Origin of the sequence: Sphingobium cyanobacteriorum (genome assembly GCF_030580935.1) — a bacterium.
GTDB lineage: Bacteria > Pseudomonadota > Alphaproteobacteria > Sphingomonadales > Sphingomonadaceae > Sphingobium > Sphingobium cyanobacteriorum.
Map to the genome: position 1 here is coordinate 1 of NZ_JAUQOM010000015.1, position 17517 is coordinate 17517.

Here is a 17517-nt window from a genome sequence, read left to right on the forward strand (position 1 = left end):
AAATTACACCAATGCCGGGGGGAGTGGCCCTCGGGCTACGCCCTCACGCCACTCCCCCCGGCATGTAACACGATGGCCTGGTTTTACGCCGCCGAATGGCCGACTTTTGCTCCGCCGTTGACACTCGCCTCCCGGATCATTGTCGATGAACAAGTGGAGCTCGCGCACACTCTCGGGAATCGCGACGAGGCCGAACCGCTCGTTCCCGAGCGTTGCCCAGCAAGGAATCCCAAACAGCTGCATGGCTGACAGGGCGCTTTCGATACCTTCGGCAAGGCCCAACCGGCCCGCGGCTGGCGGGGCAAGTCTGACAGCACCACAGCTGAGGCTTCCCAGCGCACGCTTGGGACGCTCGAAACCCGCCAACTTGCCGCTCGCAGTATCGATAAACGTCCTGTGCACCGCTATTATGCCGATGTCAGTCGTGACGGCCGCCAACATTGCAGGGAGGAACTGGACCGCGCCACGTGGTCCGAGCGGCGTGCGCTCGAGGTAACGGAGCTGATCAGAGGCACGCAGGATCCCGCGCTGCGCGAGGTATCCTTCGGCAGGGCTGTCGGAGATCGCCGTCGCCGATTGCCACAAACGCCGCGCGTTGGAATCGAAGGCCCTATTTTCCTGTCGATCAGCGACCACGGCACTAGAGCCATCGAACAGGTCACGGCTGCGAACACCCTGGCGGCCCAGTGCTGCTATGACCTCCTCGTTCGAGCATCCCGCGAAGCAATGAAACAGGATCGCCTTTCTTCCCAGTGTCACGCTCAAAGAGGGAGTTCGGTCATCATGCGCCGGGCAGCAGCACATGCCTTTGCCCCGACTCCATGTACCCTGAAGGCTTTCGACGATCGCGCGGGCGCGGCGTTCGAGTTGATGAGGTTTGTCTAACGGGGGCATCGACCTTCTCCGGTTGAGGTGCCCTCCCCGTGCAGCCTCCACTCTGCACTCGCGCCAAACCAATTTCCTACGCCGCTTGTTCTATATATGTTCTCACTCGATTCGGCTATGGAAGGATCGAAAAATGACAATGAAAGCTATCTTGGTCGCAGGCATCGCGATCACCTCTGCTACCTCCGCCAGAGCCCAGGATTTGCCCGCGCCAGCCACAATCGAAGCCCCCGCCAGCCACTCCGAAGGCATCCGGATTGCTGAAACGTCGAACGGCTTCCAGCTGGTCGAGCATGGGCTGTGGTCATCCCGTCATGCTGGCCCGGCATCTGGTCTCATTGTTCCACAAAATGGCCGGGTGAACCTGCCATACAGATACGAACCCAAAGCCACACGTGGCCCGTCCGACTTCAGGCGAGCAAGCTACCTTCCCCACATCTATGCGGCGGAAGCGAAGTACTCATTGCCCGCGGGCCTGCTCGATGCGCTCGTATGGACAGAATCTCGATATAACCCCTTCGCCGTCAGCCCTGCAGGCGCAGCAGGTCTTGGACAGCTGATGCCAGCCACGGCAAAAGAACTCGGGGTCCTCAATCGCTTCGATCCTATGGCCAACATCTTCGGCGCGGCGCGGTATCTGCGGCAGATGCTCGACAGGTTCGGCGTGGTTCACCTCGCGGTGGCTGCCTACAATGCGGGTCCCGGCGCAGTGGAACGCGCAGGCGGCATTCCCCGGAATGGCGAGACGCCCGGATATGTCCAAGAGGTCCTTCGACAATGGCGTTTCTAAAGATCGACACACGATAGCCAGAGCACGGCCCGTCATCCTGCGGTTTCTAGCTGTGCGGATTTGTAGCGGTTGCGAACCCCTGTGAGATTAGCCGTCTTTGACTTCGACTGGGTACTTGGCTGCAATCTGCATTACCTCCTTACCCCACAGCGCCAACGCCTCCCGTTTCTCGTTGGTATACTGGTGACGGTGATAGACGCCAGCGACGCCAGCCATAGCTGATCCTGACTGGTGATTGAGGACCGCCTCAGAAACCACCAAGGGTATGCCAAGACGCTGGAGACCGGTTGCCACCGTCCGTCGAATATCATGCATTGTGAAGTGACCGGCCTCATAGCCGAGCTTCTCGTCCACGCTTGCCCTGATGCGCTTCCAGGCCTTCGATAGTCCGCTGACGCTGTTCGTATTGGTGACCTTCGATGCCAACAGGATCTGGGATTGCTTATGGGCCTCGTCAGGGTCGATGCCAGCCGCCATGAATATCTCGGTAATGACTGCCAGGGCCTGCGCGGATAGCGGCACCACATTCGCCTTGCCGTTTTTCGCTCGGTCGCCCGGAACTGTCCAGACTCTCGCCTTGAAATCGAACTCGTCGCACGCTGCATCGAGCACCTCGCCCCGGCGCTGAGCTGTAAGGACAAGCATCTGCACAAGATGACCGAATGGATAGCCATCCTCAACAGCAGACTGCCATAGTGCTGCTAGCTCGCGGTCGCTCAGTACACGATCTCGAGGTTCATTCCGCTTCGGGCGCCACGCATCCCGGCAGGGGTTGGCTGGCATATGCTCAAGTCTGGTGAGCGCCCACGTGTAGAAGGTCGAAAGATGGCGATACACGATGCGCGCCATCGTCAGGGTTTCCTTGCCCCGCTCGAACGCAATTTTCTCAACGAAGCGGCTCACGTCACTTCGGGTAATGGAGTCCGCGAGCCGGTCTCCAATCTCGGGCTCGATGTATTTTCGGAACACTCGATCGAACTCCCTCGCGCTCCGCTTTTTGCCCTCGATCTGCTGAGCAAGGTACGTCTCGTAGAGCTCCGCGACTGTCCCGACGCCTTTTGATCCCTTCCTCTTTGCGCCCGCTTTTCTGGCGATGCTCTTGCCCTGTTCGACATCGACAAGCAGATCGCGCGCCTTCTTGCGGGCATGGGCCAGTGTAAAGCTCGGCCCATGGCGTCCGATTGTCACATTCAACCATTTGCCCTGAACCCGCTTGCGCAGAATGTACGTCTTGATACCACTGGCCCCCATGCGGAGCCTAAGACCGGGTACGATACCATCGGCGAGCTCAATCTGACCCGCAGTCGGCGCCTTCAGCCCTGCGATCTTTGCGTCCGTCAAACCTACTTTGTTCGCCATATGTGCCTGCTACCTTAGGTAGCTTTTTGTAGTGGATACTGGAGAACATTTCAAGAACAATGCGGACTATGAATCGCAGATTTCCGCCATTTTTGGACACATGCGGACGCGCAAGGACCCTCTGATCATGGCTCTTAATCAGCGGGTCCTAGGTTCGAGCCCTAGTGCGTCCACCATTACTCCTCCAATGAAAACCGCTATTTATCGAATATCGAGCGTGCTCTCGTTCGTCGCCAGCATTTGCGTGATAGCACTATACGCGCGACTGCGCCGTTCGCAGCCACTGCTGGGACAGTGCAGCTCTTCTTACCCCTCAAAACCGAGCGGATCAGAAGGACTATCTACAGATCGCGAGATCAGGCCAGAGCCGATATGTTCGATTATATCGAGAGATTTTACAATCCGGCACGCCGACACTCGACATTGGGGATCTCAGCCCCATCGACTTCGAGCGACAGGCTGGTGTAGCCTGAATGCGCTTATCTCGATGCGATGTCCACCAAAACGGCAGCAGGCCACTCATACCGGCCAAGGCCTATGAGAGCCAGGTTGCAGACGCGCTGGTGATCGGTGACGAGCGCGCCGTCTATGCCGGCAAGGCGTATGAGAAACGCAGCCGGCGGGCCGATCTCTCAAGGCGCGTGGCATCAGGAACCGCATCCAGCACCGCCGCACCAACGTTCAGCGCATGCTGTCCGACTGGCAGAGCGCGCGCAACAAACTGATTGGCCGTATCCGCGCACGTTCAGCCCCCCCTCAAGCGAGGCGGCTACGGACTGACCCGGACGCGATATCGCGGGCTTTCCCGCTGCGCACCCATCTCGACATCGCCATCATCGCCTATAATCGGGGCCGCATCACAGCCTGAACACCGCAACATCATCCGCCAAGGTCGGGAGAAGCGGAAAGTTGGCCTGAACACGCACAGGCATCAGCCGTCCCGGCCGTCGCACAATGAGCATCGGGCTATATTCTCAGAGGTTTCGCGAAGGCGGGAACCCATCTCCCGGCCTCATGCCCCTATCGCCCTGACCGCGCCCTTATGCGCCTTGGCATTGTGGACATAATGGTCCACCCCTTCGCGCATGTCGATCAGCGCCGCATCGCTCAAATCGCGCATATATTTGGCCGGGCGCCCCGCCCAGAGCTGGCGGTGCGCCACCGTCTTGCCGCCGGGTAACAGCGCGCCCGCCGCCAGCATGGCGTCGCTTTCGACGCACGCGCCGCTCATGACGATCGCGCCCAGCCCGACGAAGGCCCGGTCGTGTAACACGCAGCCATGGATCATCGCCATATGGCCGATCAGCACATCGTCGCCGATGATCGTGGGCCAGCCATCGGCGGGGCGGCCATCGGCGCGGTCGCCGGGGCTGTCGCAATGGACGACGCTGCCGTCCTGGATATTGGTCCGCGCGCCGATCCGCACCCGGTTCACATCGGCGCGGATGACGCAATTATACCAGATGCTGGCGTCCTGCCCGATCTCCACATCGCCGATGATGCGGCATCCCGGCGCGATGAATGCGCTGGGGTGGATGACCGGCGTCTTGCCATTGAACGGGATGATGGAGACATCGGGATAATCGGTCATGTCAGGCACCCAGCAACCGCGCGGCGTGCAGCGCATGATAGGTCAGCACACCGCTGCACCCCGCCCGCTTGAACGCCATCAATGTTTCCAGGATCAGCGCGTCGCGGTCCCCCGCCCCTGCTGCCGCGGCATGTTCGATCATCGCATATTCGCCCGACACCTGATAGGCGAACACCGGCACGGCGAAGCGGTCGCGCACCCGCGCCACGATGTCGAGATAGGGCAGGCCCGGCTTCACCATCACGCTGTCCGCCCCTTCAGCCAGGTCCAGCGCGACTTCGCGCAGCGCTTCCTCCCCATTGGCGGGGTCCATCTGGTAATTTTTCTTGTCGCCTTTCAGCAACCCGCGCGATCCCACCGCATCGCGGAACGGGCCGTAGAAGGCACTGGCATATTTGGCGGCATAGGCCATGATCTGGACATTGGCATGGCCGCCCTGCTCCAGCGCGGCGCGGATTGCGCCGACGCGGCCGTCCATCATGTCGCTGGGCGCGATGATGTCCGCGCCGGCCGCCGCCTGGTTGAGCGACTGGCCGATCAATATATCGATCGTCGCATCGTTCAGCACATAGCCGCTGCCGTCCAGCAGCCCGTCCTGCCCATGGGCGGTATAGGGGTCGAGCGCCACGTCGGTCAGCACGCCGATATCGGGCACCGCATCCTTGATCGCGCGGATCGCCCGGCACATGAGGTTATCGGGATTGAGCGCTTCGACGCCATCGTCGCTGCGTCGGTCGGGCTGAGTATTGGGGAACAGCGCAAGGCAGGGAATGCCCGCATCGCGCGCATCCCGCGCCCGCTCCACCATCAGGTCCACCGACCAGCGCGACACGCCGGGCAAGGCGGCAATCGGCTCCTCGACCTGGCGGCCTTCGGTTACGAACAGCGGCCAGAGAAAATCACTGGGCGACAGCCGGTTTTCGGCGTGCATCGCCCGGCTCCAGGCGGAGGCGCGGGTGCGGCGCATACGCAGCGCCGGATAGGGTGCATGGGTCATCGCGCGGGTGTAGGCGCGGGCGTGCGAGGGATCAAGCGGGGCGGTCATACAGGGCGACTGGACGCCCTTCTCCGATAGGCAGCCTTGCCGGCACAGCCGGCTAGGCGAAGTTGGAAGAGGGGGAGGAATGACCGCCAAGAAACGAAGTCGCAACTTGCTCCTTCTGCTATCGGAAATGAGACGGCAGATAAAAGCCGACGGAACGCCAACGACCATTTTTGGTCCCTCCACCAGATTATCCCCACTCTTGAAACCGGCCACTTATTCAGATGACAGGTCGGAGGCGGAATGACGAAATCGGGTGGAAAGCGGACATTCCTGCTTCACCAAGGGAAAACTATAAACCCAGACCATGGCGCATCCGCTGCCACCACGAACCTTGCCCCGACGACCCCGATGCCAAGATTCGCTTCGCTTGCGCTTCGGGGACACCAAGCATAAGCGCGATCTCCTCCACTGAAATGTCGGGCCGTTCCCTCCGCAGGTCTTGCGCAGTCCACACCAGCGACGCCGGGAGTTGCTCTAAGAAGATGCAAGGTCGAATGCGCAAGGCGTGTCCTGTCTTGAGCACGCGCTCGTAGCTGAGAAACTCGATCGGCCATTCCGCATTGATGGAGATGCGGGTGGCCTCATCGACGGTCAACCGTCGTAGGAAGTGTTCATCGAAGATGCGCTCTTCTTGAGCAATCATCCAATGCTGGCCACAGGCCCGGCACCGCGAAAGATGTAGCCACCAAATGTCTCCACCATGATCGATGACATTCTCGACGGTCGCAAACACTCGCTCGTCGAGACCGTCGCCGCCCATTGGAACTGCGGCCAAGTCTGGCAGGGATGCGCAACAGCAAGGGCTCGACTCTTCATTCACTGAAGCATCATGCAGTTAGGAACCAATGTCCGCTAGTGGGCCGATTGTTGCCGAATAATTTTTTGGCGTTATTATACTTGACGTACCCACTGTGAGAGGGTAGTCAAAATGCATGAGCAGCGCCCTTTCCGCCACGCACTTTCATAACGAAGAAGCCGCCTACGCCTACGTTGAGGCACGCATCTGGCCGGAAGGCCCGGTGTGCCCGCACTGTGGCGGTGTGGATCGTATCAGCAAGATGCAGGGCAAGAGCACTCGCGTAGGCGTGTACAAGTGCTATCAGTGCCGCAAGCCGTTCACTGTGAAGATCGGCACCATCTTTGAGGACAGCAAGGTCGCAATGCATATCTGGCTGCAGGCGATGTACCTGATCGCGGGCAGCAAAAAGGGCATCAGCAGCAACCAGCTTCATCGCACCCTTGGCGTCACCCTCAAGACCGCTTGGTTCATGTCGCATCGCATCCGTGAAGCGATGCGTTCGGACGATACCACCATGTTTGGTGGCGAAGGCGGCATTGTTGAGGTGGACGAAACTTTCATCGGCAAGTTGAAGGGCGTCGAGAAGAAGCGCGCCTTCCACCACAAGATGAAGGTTCTGGCGCTGGTTGATCGGACCACTGGCAAGGCCCGCACCATGGTTATTGATGACGTGCGGGCTGAAACCTTGATGCCGATCGTGAAAGATAACGTGCGGGCTGAAACCCGCATCATGACGGATGAGCATAGCGGATATCGCTCGATCAAGGATCATTTCTCCGCCCACGGCACCACCAGCCATGGCCGGGGCGAATATGTGAATGCCACCGATCGGACGATCCACAGCAACACCGTGGAAGGCTATTTCAGCATCTTCAAGCGCGGCATGAAGGGGGTCTATCAGTTCTGCGGCGAGCAGCATCTGCACCGCTATCTGGCTGAGTTCGAGTTCCGGTATAACAACCGCATCGCGCTGGGCTGCAATGATGCCGACCGCGCCGACGCACTCCTTTCCGGGATCATCGGCAAGCGCCTGACTTACGCCCAATCTAGTGCGAGGGTCTGATGCCAAAAAAAACGAAACAGGAAACACAGGAGGAGCAGAGCGAGCGGTTCCGCGCCGAGGCCGAAAGGCTAATCGCCGCTGGCGAACTAAGCCCCACAGAGGCAGAGGCCGCGATTGACAACCTTGTGCGGAAGCAAGCGCGGAAGCCACCTAGTTAGCCGCCGTGCTGTTGCAGAACGGGTGCTGCGGTGTTGCATTGGCCACCCTGCTAGAACCGCCGTCGCGTTTCGCCTGAATGTGCCCGGTTTGGATGCCGTTGCGGTGTATCAAGCCACGGCAAGTCGGGCACTTTGGAACAGTAGGTAGGGCACCGGCGATAAACGCGGCACCCTTGACCTCGCGTGTAAAGTTGCCTCCTTCCAGATTGAACATCGGTTCCTCGTCCTGCGGTTCGATCAGGAACCCGTATTCTTCGGTCCCCCGGAGGAAAGTCGTGACCTCCTCGGGTGTCTGACTTTCCAGCAACCGGCTCAGGATCGCGCGATAGAAGCCCACAATTCGGGGCCGACTGCGGCTTGCGCTCCCCAGTTTACGGATCGCTTCCGTGATGCTGCGGTTAGCAAGGAGGATGCCTTCAAACCCCTCCCGAACACTCGTGAAACCAAGATAATCTGGCGTGTCCCAATCTCGCATTAGATTGACGATACTAAGCAGCGCGGAAGGCTGAAATGTTCCGGCTCGGCTGTAAAAATACAGGACCGGATGCAGGCCGAGCGACGATGGATGGTTAGAACATAGCCTCCACAATATCCGTCGCACCTCGGTAAGATATGATAGGGTCAACGTGCCGTCGGGATCATCCGGCAGCTCGTCATTCTTCTTGCCGCTGGCGGAAGTTGAAAGACGGTTGCACAGCCCAACAAGGTCGAAAACGAATGGCAGCACGTGAGGCCCATATCCCTGCCCTGCTACTGGCAAATCGAGAGTTTTCACGGGTAGCTCAATAGGGGGCCTGAACATAAGATCATGGATTTCGCGGCCTATGTCCTCGATCCGCTTCTGTGTGCCGGAATGGAAACGATGCCAATAGTTATGCCCGGTTCCGCCTCTTAGGATCGCGCGGGAAGTCAGGGCGGGCGCTGACCGCCTAGCCTTCAATATCCGCTGCTCGGTATCGTTGATCCGCTCACCACCCTGGTTGATCCTAAAGAACGATTTTTCAGCACGTTCTGCGTCCTGTGTCCTGATCCATTGAACCTCGATGTTCTGCCAACCCATCCGCTGCGCCCGCTCTTTTACCGCTGGGTCGGCGCGGTCGGGATTATCTATTGCGTCGCGGTGAGTACGGTAGGAGCCGACGGTTGAGTTCACCAATTCCCGCGTCTTGTTGGCGGCCTTAATCTGATCTTCCGGGATGACGTTATGGAAGAAGCGGCGGCTAACCTCGCCATCACCATAATCGTCGTGAACCCATGCGATCAGGGCGCTAAGACGGTGCGCTCCGTCAATTACAAAAACGTCACTTCCACTTCGCCACAGAATAATCGCCGGGATAAGCTCGCGGCTTAGAAACGTCTGAATGATCCCGGCGACCGCATCGGGCTGCCAATCAGAAGTCTCGCGCTGGAAGTCGGGCTTTCGCAACGACTGATAAAGCCAGCCCTTCGGCTCCAACCCGGTCACGTAAATCGCGTTGATATCCTCTCCGCCTTCGCCGGTAGCAGCCAAGTCGGCACGCTCTATCAGCGCATCGAGGTTCACAACGTTCGTAGTAGTGCGTGCCATTTCCCCGACTTCCCATGCCTTAGGCCAGTTAATGGTCATAGCTCATGCCCTCCCTCTCGGGAAGTGGGTACGCTTGGTATAATAACGCCAATTTTTTACCGCACAGCGTCAGCTATCGCCGGTCATCTCTCCAAAACCGGACAGTCCCCAACCCACCCCATCCCGTCACCCCAGCGAAAGCTGGGGTCTCAGGCGATGGCGCGATACGCTTGAGACAAGCGCCACGACCAACTGTTGCGTGCCTCCGCATGAGACCCCAGCCTACGCTGGGGTGACGGCCTTTTGTTGCGGGCCGCATAGAACATCGCGCAAACCCGACCGCCTGCCCCTACCCATTCCCCAACCCGCCAAAATCCCCTAAACCCGGCCCATGCACGCTATCCACCATATCGCCATCATCTGTTCCGACTATGCCCGCTCGCGCGCCTTTTACCGTGACATCATCGGGCTGCCGGTCATCCGCGAAGTCTGGCGCGCCGAGCGGGAGTCGTGGAAATGCGATCTCGACGCGGGCAATGCGCAGATCGAACTCTTCTCCTTCCCCGCGTGCCCGCCCCGCCCCAGCCGACCCGAAGCCTGCGGCCTGCGCCACCTGGCGTTCAGCGTGGACGATCTCGACGCGGAGGTCGCGCGGCTGGCGGCGGCCGGAGTCCTGTGCGAACCGATCCGGGTGGACGAGCATACCGGCCAGCGCTTCACCTTCTTCGCCGACCCGGACGACCTGCCGCTGGAACTGTACGAGCGCGCCGCCTGACCGCCGCTACTTCGCGAACCGCTTGAAAAAACTGTCGTCATTCCAGCGTGGCCGCGCCGCGCTGTTCGCGACGCGCAACGCCACGGCGGTCACATAATCGTTCAGCTTCGCGCTTTCGGCGGGCAACACCGGCTGGTTCAGATCGTCGAACGGCGAATGATAGAGGTTCGCGCGCCACGCCTTTTCCATTTTGGCCTCCGGCGTGCCGGCCTTGAACCCATATTTGAAGAACAGCGCCGGTATCCCCTCCCGAATGAAGGCATATTGGTCCGACCGGATGAACACATTGCGGTCCGGGAAGGGATCGGGCGTGATCGGCAGGCCCATCGCCGTGCTGACGGCGGCGGCATCCTGCCCCAGGCTGCTCTGGTCATAGCCGATCGGGGTCACGCTGGTCAGCGGGAAGATCGGCAGCGCCATGTCGAAATTGAGGTCGGCGACGATGCTTGCCTGCGGCACGGTCGGCCGGCGGGCGAAGTAGCGCGCGCCCAGCAGCCCCTTCTCCTCCGCCGTGACGAAGGCGAACAGGATCGAGCGTTTCGGCTTCACCGTCCCCGCCTTCAACGCGCGGGCGATTTCCAGCAGGCTGGCAACGCCCGATGCATTGTCGAACGCGCCATTATAGATCGCGTCGCCCTTGATCGGGGTGCCCACGCCATAGCCGTCCAGATGCGCCGACAGCACGACATATTCCCCGCGCAATTTGGGATCGCTGCCCGGCAGCACACCGACCAGATTGGGCGAGGACAGGTCGCGCCGCTTCGCCGCCACCTGCGCCTTCAGCCGCACCGCCAGCGGAAAGCTGGCCACCGGGGCGGAGGCGTCGGCGGCAGCAGCGATCGCGTCGAAATCCTGGCCCGACCCGGCAAAGAGCAGCGCGGACTTGGCCGGGTCGAACTGCGCCCCCAGAAACGCCGTGCGCGTTTCGCGCAGCGTCACATCGGCATAATAAAGCGCGGGGGCACTGGCCAGCGCGACGCGGCGGCTCCACGGTATCTCCACCTGTTTGGGCGTCACCAGCGCGATCAGCCCGACCGCCCCCTGCGCCGCCAGCCACTGCGCGCGTTCCGACCGCGCGTGCGATTTGAGCGCGCCCGAAATGCCCACCGGCCCGCCCGACAGCACCACCACGACCTTGCCCTTGAGGTCCAGCCCGGCAAAATCGTCATGCCCGACTTCGGGCAGGTGCAGCCCATATCCGGCGAACACGATCGGCGCGTCGATCGCTTCGGGCACCGGCCCGCCGCTCCCTGAAAAGATGATGTCGCCCGGCACCGCCAGCGCCGCCTCCCCCTGCGGCCCGGCCAGCGCGGCGCGGCTCTGGTCCGGCAGGATCACCTGCTCGACGAAGGCGACCGGCTGCTTGTAGCCCTCCACCCCCGCGGGTTTCAGTCCCAGCGCCTGCATCTGGCCGATCACATAGTCGGCCGCGCGATCATAACCCGGCGTCCCGGTGCCGCGCCCTTCCATCGCGTCATTGGCGATCGCCTGCACATGGTTCCACCAGCGCGCGCCCTTCTGCGCATCCGTTTCCGCCTGGGCGGGCAGGGCGAGGGCAAGGGCGAGCAAAGGGAGGGCGAGGCAGGAGAGGCGCATAGAACAGGGACTCCTTAAGGTGGAAGCGTTCAGACCCGGCGACCTGCTCCGCTCGCAATGGCGATTTTGCACTATCATCCGTTCCAGTCTGGCTTGAACCGATCCGACGAACAAGGGGCTTGGAACCGCCACGCACATGTGTATTATTATGGCAATACACGTTCAGGAGAATGACGATGCCTCGCCCCCTTCCCTTGCTCGCCCTGGCCTTGTCGGGCCTCGTCCTTTCGACCGGCGCCTGTTCGCGCACCGACCAAAGCCCCGCCGCCGATGCAACCGTCCAATCTCCGCAGAACTGGACCATGCTCAAGGATTTCGACGCGATCGAGGCAACCGGACCGGACGATGTATCCGTCACCATCGGCAGCGCCTTTTCGGTCAGGGCGGATGGCGATGCGAAGGCGATCGGCGATCTCGACATCCAGGTGAAGGGTGGCAAGCTGCTGATCGGCCGCAAGTCGAAGGGCGACTGGAACTGGGGCCGCAAGGATGGCGACAAGGGCGCCACCGTCCATGTCACCATGCCCGCGATCACCGCCGCGGACCTGACCGGCGCGGGCGATTTCTCACTGGACAAGGCGACGGGCGACCGCCTTGCCCTCTCGCTCACCGGCGCGGGCGATTTCCATGTCGGCGCGGTGACGCTCAAGATGCTGGAGGTCGATATAACCGGCGCCGGATCGGTCAAGATCGCGGGTGCCGCCGAGCGTGCCAAACTGTCGATCACGGGTGCAGGTGATATTGATGCCGAAGCGCTCAAGGTCAGCACGGCCGACATATCGATAATGGGCGCGGGCGACATCGACATTGCGTCCGATGGCCAGGTCGCTATCGATATCATGGGACCGGGCGACGTGACGGTGAAGGGCAAGGCGCAATGCACGACCAAGGGTATGGGACCGGGCGAAGCGCGCTGCGCGCCCTGATCGGCGCGGGGTTCGCGCTGCCAGGCCCTGTTCCCGTGAAAGCGGGAACCCCGTCCCGCCGCATCGGCCATGGCACCGCCCTTGCAGCCCTATGCAGCGCCCTCCTCCCCCTGCCCGCCGGCGCGGCGACGCGCGGCTTTACCATCAGCAGTTTCGACGCGATCCGGGTCGACGCGCCGGTCAGCGTGATACTGACGACTGGCACCGGCGCATCGGCACGAGCGGAGGGCGATGATGCCGCCGTCGACCGGCTGAAGGTGGACGTTTCAGGCCGGTTGCTGACCGTGACCATGGACCGGCTGCGGCCGGGTGAAAGGAGCAGCGGTACAGCAACCCTGCGCCTGTCCACGGGCGCGGTGGAGCGGGTCGTGCTGACCGGCGGCGGATCGATCGCGATCAACCGGATGAAGGGGCTGCGCGGTCAGATCATCCTGGGCGGTAATGGCGATGTCAGCGTGGCCGATGTGCAACTGGACCAGATCGACCTGATGCTGGCAGGCGGCGGGCGCATGACGCTGGCGGGCCGGGCGGGCATCGCCAATGTCCGCGTGACCGGACCGGGCAGCGTCGCCGCCGAATCGCTCCACGCACGACAGGCTGCCGTCGGCAATGACGGGCCGGGCAGTATCGCCCTGACGGCCGAGGTCAATGCGAAGGTGACGGCCACTGGATCGGGCGACGTGACCATCACTGGGAAAGCGGCATGCAGCGTGGACAATCGCGGGGTTGGGCGCGTGACCTGTGGCGGTGAAGGAGATTGAAGGCCGTTCGGTCAGAAAACCGCCCTGCCATGACGGCAAGGTTGCCCTGACCGTTCATTTCACGCCCCCAGGGCCGCGCGTGTCACCCTCTCCGCTTCGGTCCAGGCGATATCACGCGCGGCAAGCCATGCGTCCTGATAATAGGTGCAGGCGTAGCGATCGCCACCGTCGCACAGCAAGGTGACAAGGCTGCCTTCCATGCCTGCCCCCGCCATCTCCCTGATGATCCGCAGACAGGCCCATAAATTGGTGCCGGTCGATCCGCCGACGCTGCGGCCCAGCCGCTGCGACAGGGCGCGCATCGCGCCGATGCTGTCGGCGTCGGCGACCGGGATCATGCGATCGATGACGCCCGGCACGAAACTTGGCTCTACACGCGGACGGCCGATCCCCTCGATGCAACTGCCGCAGCCTTCCGGCAGGAGCGTCTCCAGTCGATCGGCGAAATGCCGGTGAAAGACGGAATGTTCAGGATCGGCAACGCACAGGCGCGTCGCATGCCGCCGATACCGCAGGAAACGCCCGATTGTGGCCGATGTGCCGCCGGTGCCCGCCCCGCAGACGATCCATGACGGGATCGGGAACCGTTCCTCCGCCATCTGCGCGAAAATGCTTTCGGCGATATTGTTGTTGCCGCGCCAATCGGTCGCCCGCTCGGCATAGGTGAACTGGTCGATATAATGGCCGCCCGTCTCCACAGCCAGGCGCTGCGCGACATCATAGACGGTGCGCGGGTCATCGACCGCATGGATTTCGCCGCCATGAAAGCGGATTGCGTCCAGCTTTGGCGCGGCGGTCGTGGCCGGCACCACGGCGATGAAACGCAGCCCCAGCATCCGCGCGAAATAGGCTTCGCTGACCGCCGTTGACCCCGATGATGCCTCTATCACCGTGGTATCAGGTCCGATCCACTGATTGCACAAGGCATAGAGGAACAGCGATCGGGCAAGCCGGTGCTTGAGGCTGCCGGTCGGGTGGCTGCTCTCATCCTTCAGGTACAGGTCGATGCCGGGATAGTGTGGCAGCGGCAGATGGATGAGGTGGGTATCGGCGGACCGATTGAAATCCGCCTCGATCCGCCGTACCGCCTCATCCAGCCAGGCGCGCGTCGCGCCACCTGCTTCCCTGTCGCTCATGCCAGTCCTCGCCTGACCAGCAGCGCCTCGATATCCGGGTCGCGCCCACGGAACGCGCGGAAACTGTCTGCGGCCGGCCGGCTCGCACCCATGGCCAGCACTTCGTCCCGGAACCTGTCGCCGGTGGCGCGGTCGACCAGTCCCGCCTGAACGAAACGCTGGAACCCGTCTGCGGCCAGCACCTCCGCCCACAAATAGCTGTAATAGCCCGATGCATAACCACCGGCGAAAATATGGGTGAAGCCATGGGGAAAGCGGTGCCATGCGGGCGGGCGTATCACCGCCACTTCATCCCGCACCGCTTCGATCACCTCCATCGGATCAGACCCCATCGTGCCCAGGTGCAAAAGCAGATCGAACAGCGAGAATTCGACCTGCCGCACGACCGCCATCGCCGACTGGAAGCGTCGCGCGGCGAGCAGCTTTGCAAACATGTCCGCCGGCAGCGGCGCGCCGGTCTTGTAGTGGCCCGACATGCTGGTCAGTATGGCCTGATCCCAGGCGAAATCCTCCATCAACTGGCTGGGCAGTTCGACCGCGTCCCATTCGAACCCGCTGGTGCCCGCGATGCTCGGCCGGTCGACGCGCGTGAACAGATGGTGGAGGCAGTGGCCGGTTTCGTGCAGCAACGTCACCACATCGCCATGCGACAGCAAAGAGGGCGCATCCGCTCCCTTGGGCGCGAAATTGCAGACCAGATAGGCGACCGGAAGGCCGATCGCGTTGCCATCACGCAAACGCGGTCGCGCTTCCGACATCCAGGCGCCGCCACGCTTGCCGGAACGGGCATGGAGGTCGAGATAGAGTCCGGCAATGACACTGCCATCCTCATCCGACACATCATAATATTGCGCGTCATCATGCCACAGGGCAACATCGTCGCGCAGGGTCAGGCGAATGCCGAACAGGCGACCAAGCAATGTCTGCCAGCCTTCCAGCACATGCTCGACCGGGAAATGCGCGCGCACAGCCTGTTCATCGACGGCATAACGCATCGCGCGCAGCCTTTCGCTGACAAAACCGACATCCCACGATTGCATGTCGTCAATGCCGCATTCGTCAGCCGCAAAGGCCCGCAGTTCGGCCAGTTCCTGCGCCGCGATCGGTTTTGCACGGGCGGCAAGATCGCGCAGGAAGGTCAGAACATCCGCGCCGCCAGATGCCATCTTGGTCGCCAGCGACCAGGACACAGGATCGGCAAAGCCCAGGATATGCGCCATTTCATGTCGCAAGGCCAGAATGCGGGCGATGCGCGGGCTGTTATCGAACTGCCCTGCCTGCGGCCCCTGATCGGACGCGCGTGTCCCGAATGCCCGATAGACACGGGCGCGAAGGTCGCGATTCTGTGCAAAGCTCATCACCGCATTGACGCTGGGCGCGTGCAGCGTGACCAGCCAGCCGTCGAGCCCCTTCCCTTTCGCAGCGGCAGCGAACATGGCAAGGTCCGCCTCCGATATGCCGGCCAGCAGCGCAGGGTCGGTGACATGCTCGGTCCAGGCGTCGGTGGCGTCGAGCACGGCGCTGCCGAAATCCGTCGACAGTTGCGACAGTTCGAGCGAAATTTCCGCGAAACGCGCGCGGCCATCCTCGTCAAGCGCGACGCCGGACAGGGTGAAGTCCCGGATCATATGTGCGACCGCGGCACGATCCGCCTGCGGCAGACTGGCGAAGGCGGGCGTCAGCGAAAGAGCAACCAATATGTCGTATATGTCACGGTTCTGGCGCAATCGCGTACCCGCATCGACCAGCTTCGCCATGCCCTGCGCATAGGTGGCGCGCAATTCCGGCGTGTCGGCGACGCCGTGCAGATGGGACACCGCCGACCACAATGCATCGATCGCATTGCCGCTTCGCTCCAGTGGCATCCACGCCGCCTCGAACGTCGTTGGCCGCTCGGCCACCAGCCTGGCCACCATGGCGTCCTGATCGGCCAGGGCGCGATCGAGCGCCGGCAATATCGCGTCAGGCGTCAGCACGTCGAACGGCGGCAGCCTGGTGGGAAGAAGCAGTTCGGCACTTGTCATCATCGCTGTCTCGTCTTTCAATAGGGGGGCACTGGCAATTATGCCGAAACGCGGGCTGTGTCGCCCGGTTATCGGCTGGCCCCCGCAACCCAGGCCGCGACTTCGGACCTGAAACCGATATATGCCAGATTGAAAGCCTGGAGGTTCATCGCAAACCGCCTTTCAAGCTCCGGCTCTGCAACCCGGAACAGGCCGGGTATCTCTTCCCGCGCGGGTGCCGTACCTTCGTTGTCGCCGACAATTGCATGAAAAGCGGCATTGGCTTTCTCCTCATCCGCCTGCGTCCAACCCGTATTGACCGATGCCTGAGACGCGCGAAGCTGGCAAATCGCCTGCATCAATTCCACAAGACCTGCCTGCGACGTGGACAATGGCCATGCCGCTGCCTCCGCAACAGCACCGAACGCCCTGACCATGGCATCCTCGCTCTCGCCCAGGCCGACCGCCGCCCGGCGCAGGTTGCGCCACACGCCGGCATCCTGTGCAACATCGCGATGCGCGACATACAGGGCCTCCATCGTTGCGCAAGCCTCGACCGGCCAGGGCTGCGTCGCGGCCAGCATCCAACATGCCAGCCGGGTCGCTTCATCGGCATCATGCAACACAGGGTCGATCACCTTGATTGCAAGCACCTGCCGCAGCGTGGCCATTGCCGGGGACATGCCATCATCGCTCATGCTGCGGCATCCCCCTGTTCCATCGCATCGTCGATCATCATCGCAAGGCGGGTGCGCGTCAGCCCGCCGACATGGCGGTGGATCAGCGCGCCATCGCGCCGGATCACCAGCGTGGGCACGCCCCGCACCTCAAACGTCGCGGCGAGTTCGGGGGACGCCTCGATATCGATCTTCGCAACCGCCACGTCATTGGCATAGCTCGCCGCGATATCTTCGACGGCAGGCGCCATCGCCTTGCACGGCCCGCACCAGGTTGCGCTGAATACCAGCATCTGCATCCGGTCGCCGCTCGCTGCATCGATCGCAGCCAGCGAATTGCCGTCGATCTGGATAATGGGGGATGTCATGGGAAGCCTCTTTTACAGGGATAAGGAAGGGGGTTTTGA

At 62.1% G+C, this 17517-nt stretch carries 15 protein-coding genes, 1 tRNA gene and 2 pseudogenes; 7 read left to right on the forward strand and 11 right to left on the reverse strand.

Translation table 11 applies throughout. The features are described from left to right. Positions 1–126 precede the first annotated feature (126 nt). Positions 127–894 (reverse strand): annotated as a pseudogene (locus tag Q4610_RS18560) (DUF7146 domain-containing protein); the annotation flags it as partial. 124 nt (positions 895–1018) lie between these two features. Here Q4610_RS18560 and Q4610_RS18565 point away from each other — a divergent pair. After that, positions 1019–1675, forward strand: coding sequence for a lytic transglycosylase domain-containing protein (locus tag Q4610_RS18565; RefSeq protein WP_304537363.1), 657 nt, complete (start codon positions 1019–1021; stop codon positions 1673–1675). Positions 1676–1762: 87 nt separating this feature from the next. On the opposite strand, the gene Q4610_RS18570 is transcribed toward Q4610_RS18565, so the two are convergent. Next, positions 1763–3034 carry a tyrosine-type recombinase/integrase gene (locus Q4610_RS18570; RefSeq protein ID WP_304537364.1) on the reverse strand — a complete coding sequence of 424 codons (1272 nt, stop codon included), beginning with the start codon at positions 3032–3034 and terminating at the stop codon, positions 1763–1765. Between the two features lie 94 nt (positions 3035–3128). On the opposite strand from Q4610_RS18570, the gene Q4610_RS18575 reads away from it, so the two are divergent. Together Q4610_RS18575 and Q4610_RS18580 are read left to right on the forward strand one after the other, a co-directional pair. Then, a tRNA-Lys gene (locus Q4610_RS18575) sits at positions 3129–3210 on the forward strand. 127 nt (positions 3211–3337) lie between these two features. After that, positions 3338–3507, forward strand: a pseudogene (locus tag Q4610_RS18580) (IS3 family transposase); the annotation flags it as partial. 539 nt (positions 3508–4046) lie between these two features. On the opposite strand, the gene Q4610_RS18585 reads toward Q4610_RS18580, so the two are convergent. The 3 genes from Q4610_RS18585 to Q4610_RS18595 all read right to left on the reverse strand — a co-directional run bounded on the left by Q4610_RS18585 (position 4047) and on the right by Q4610_RS18595 (position 6430). Further along, positions 4047–4625, reverse strand: coding sequence for a gamma carbonic anhydrase family protein (locus Q4610_RS18585; RefSeq protein ID WP_304537365.1), 579 nt, complete (start codon positions 4623–4625; stop codon positions 4047–4049). 1 nt (position 4626) lies between these two features. Then, the gene (gene hemB, locus Q4610_RS18590) at positions 4627–5622 is read right to left on the reverse strand and encodes a porphobilinogen synthase (protein WP_304537417.1); all 996 of its coding nucleotides are present in this window, start codon (positions 5620–5622) and stop codon (positions 4627–4629) included. A gap of 337 nt (positions 5623–5959) precedes the next feature. Next, positions 5960–6430, reverse strand: coding sequence for a hypothetical protein (locus Q4610_RS18595; protein ID WP_304537366.1), 471 nt, complete (start codon positions 6428–6430; stop codon positions 5960–5962). Positions 6431–6602: 172 nt separating this feature from the next. Between Q4610_RS18595 and Q4610_RS18600 the strand changes: the two genes are divergently transcribed. After that, positions 6603–7532, forward strand: coding sequence for an IS1595 family transposase (locus Q4610_RS18600; protein WP_304537367.1), 930 nt, complete (start codon positions 6603–6605; stop codon positions 7530–7532). 150 nt (positions 7533–7682) lie between these two features. Here Q4610_RS18600 and Q4610_RS18605 read toward each other — a convergent pair whose 3' ends face one another. After that, a complete protein-coding gene (locus Q4610_RS18605; protein ID WP_304537368.1) occupies positions 7683–9296 on the reverse strand; it encodes a DUF262 domain-containing protein in 1614 nt (537 codons plus the stop codon). Positions 9297–9627: 331 nt separating this feature from the next. Here Q4610_RS18605 and gloA2 point away from each other — a divergent pair, with 331 nt between their 5' ends. Beyond that, positions 9628–10011, forward strand: coding sequence for an SMU1112c/YaeR family gloxylase I-like metalloprotein (gene gloA2 / locus Q4610_RS18610; RefSeq protein WP_304537369.1), 384 nt, complete (start codon positions 9628–9630; stop codon positions 10009–10011). Positions 10012–10017: 6 nt separating this feature from the next. On the opposite strand, the gene Q4610_RS18615 is transcribed toward gloA2, so the two are convergent. Then, positions 10018–11607: a M28 family metallopeptidase gene (locus Q4610_RS18615; protein ID WP_304537370.1), complete on the reverse strand. Its 1590-nt coding sequence runs from the start codon at positions 11605–11607 to the stop codon at positions 10018–10020. 176 nt (positions 11608–11783) lie between these two features. Here Q4610_RS18615 and Q4610_RS18620 point away from each other — a divergent pair, with 176 nt between their 5' ends. Together Q4610_RS18620 and Q4610_RS18625 are read left to right on the forward strand one after the other, a co-directional pair. Next, positions 11784–12533 (forward strand): head GIN domain-containing protein, encoded by a 750-nt coding sequence (locus tag Q4610_RS18620; RefSeq protein WP_304537371.1) that lies wholly within the window; start codon positions 11784–11786, stop codon positions 12531–12533. Positions 12534–12568: 35 nt separating this feature from the next. Further along, the gene (locus tag Q4610_RS18625; protein ID WP_425262589.1) at positions 12569–13294 is read left to right on the forward strand and encodes a GIN domain-containing protein; all 726 of its coding nucleotides are present in this window, start codon (positions 12569–12571) and stop codon (positions 13292–13294) included. 59 nt (positions 13295–13353) lie between these two features. On the opposite strand, the gene Q4610_RS18630 is transcribed toward Q4610_RS18625, so the two are convergent. From Q4610_RS18630 to Q4610_RS18645, 4 genes are all read right to left on the reverse strand, one after another. Beyond that, the gene (locus tag Q4610_RS18630; RefSeq protein WP_304537373.1) at positions 13354–14430 is read right to left on the reverse strand and encodes a PLP-dependent cysteine synthase family protein; all 1077 of its coding nucleotides are present in this window, start codon (positions 14428–14430) and stop codon (positions 13354–13356) included. Further along, a complete protein-coding gene (locus tag Q4610_RS18635) occupies positions 14427–16457 on the reverse strand; it encodes a M3 family metallopeptidase (RefSeq protein ID WP_304537374.1) in 2031 nt (676 codons plus the stop codon). The genes Q4610_RS18630 and Q4610_RS18635 overlap by 4 nt, the downstream gene beginning before the upstream one ends. A gap of 65 nt (positions 16458–16522) precedes the next feature. Then, the gene (locus Q4610_RS18640) at positions 16523–17131 is read right to left on the reverse strand and encodes a hypothetical protein (protein ID WP_304537375.1); all 609 of its coding nucleotides are present in this window, start codon (positions 17129–17131) and stop codon (positions 16523–16525) included. After that, on the reverse strand, positions 17128–17478 hold the full coding sequence (locus Q4610_RS18645; RefSeq protein WP_304537376.1) for a thioredoxin family protein: 351 nt from the start codon (positions 17476–17478) through the stop codon (positions 17128–17130). The genes Q4610_RS18640 and Q4610_RS18645 overlap by 4 nt, the downstream gene beginning before the upstream one ends. Between the last annotated feature and the right edge of the window lie 39 nt (positions 17479–17517).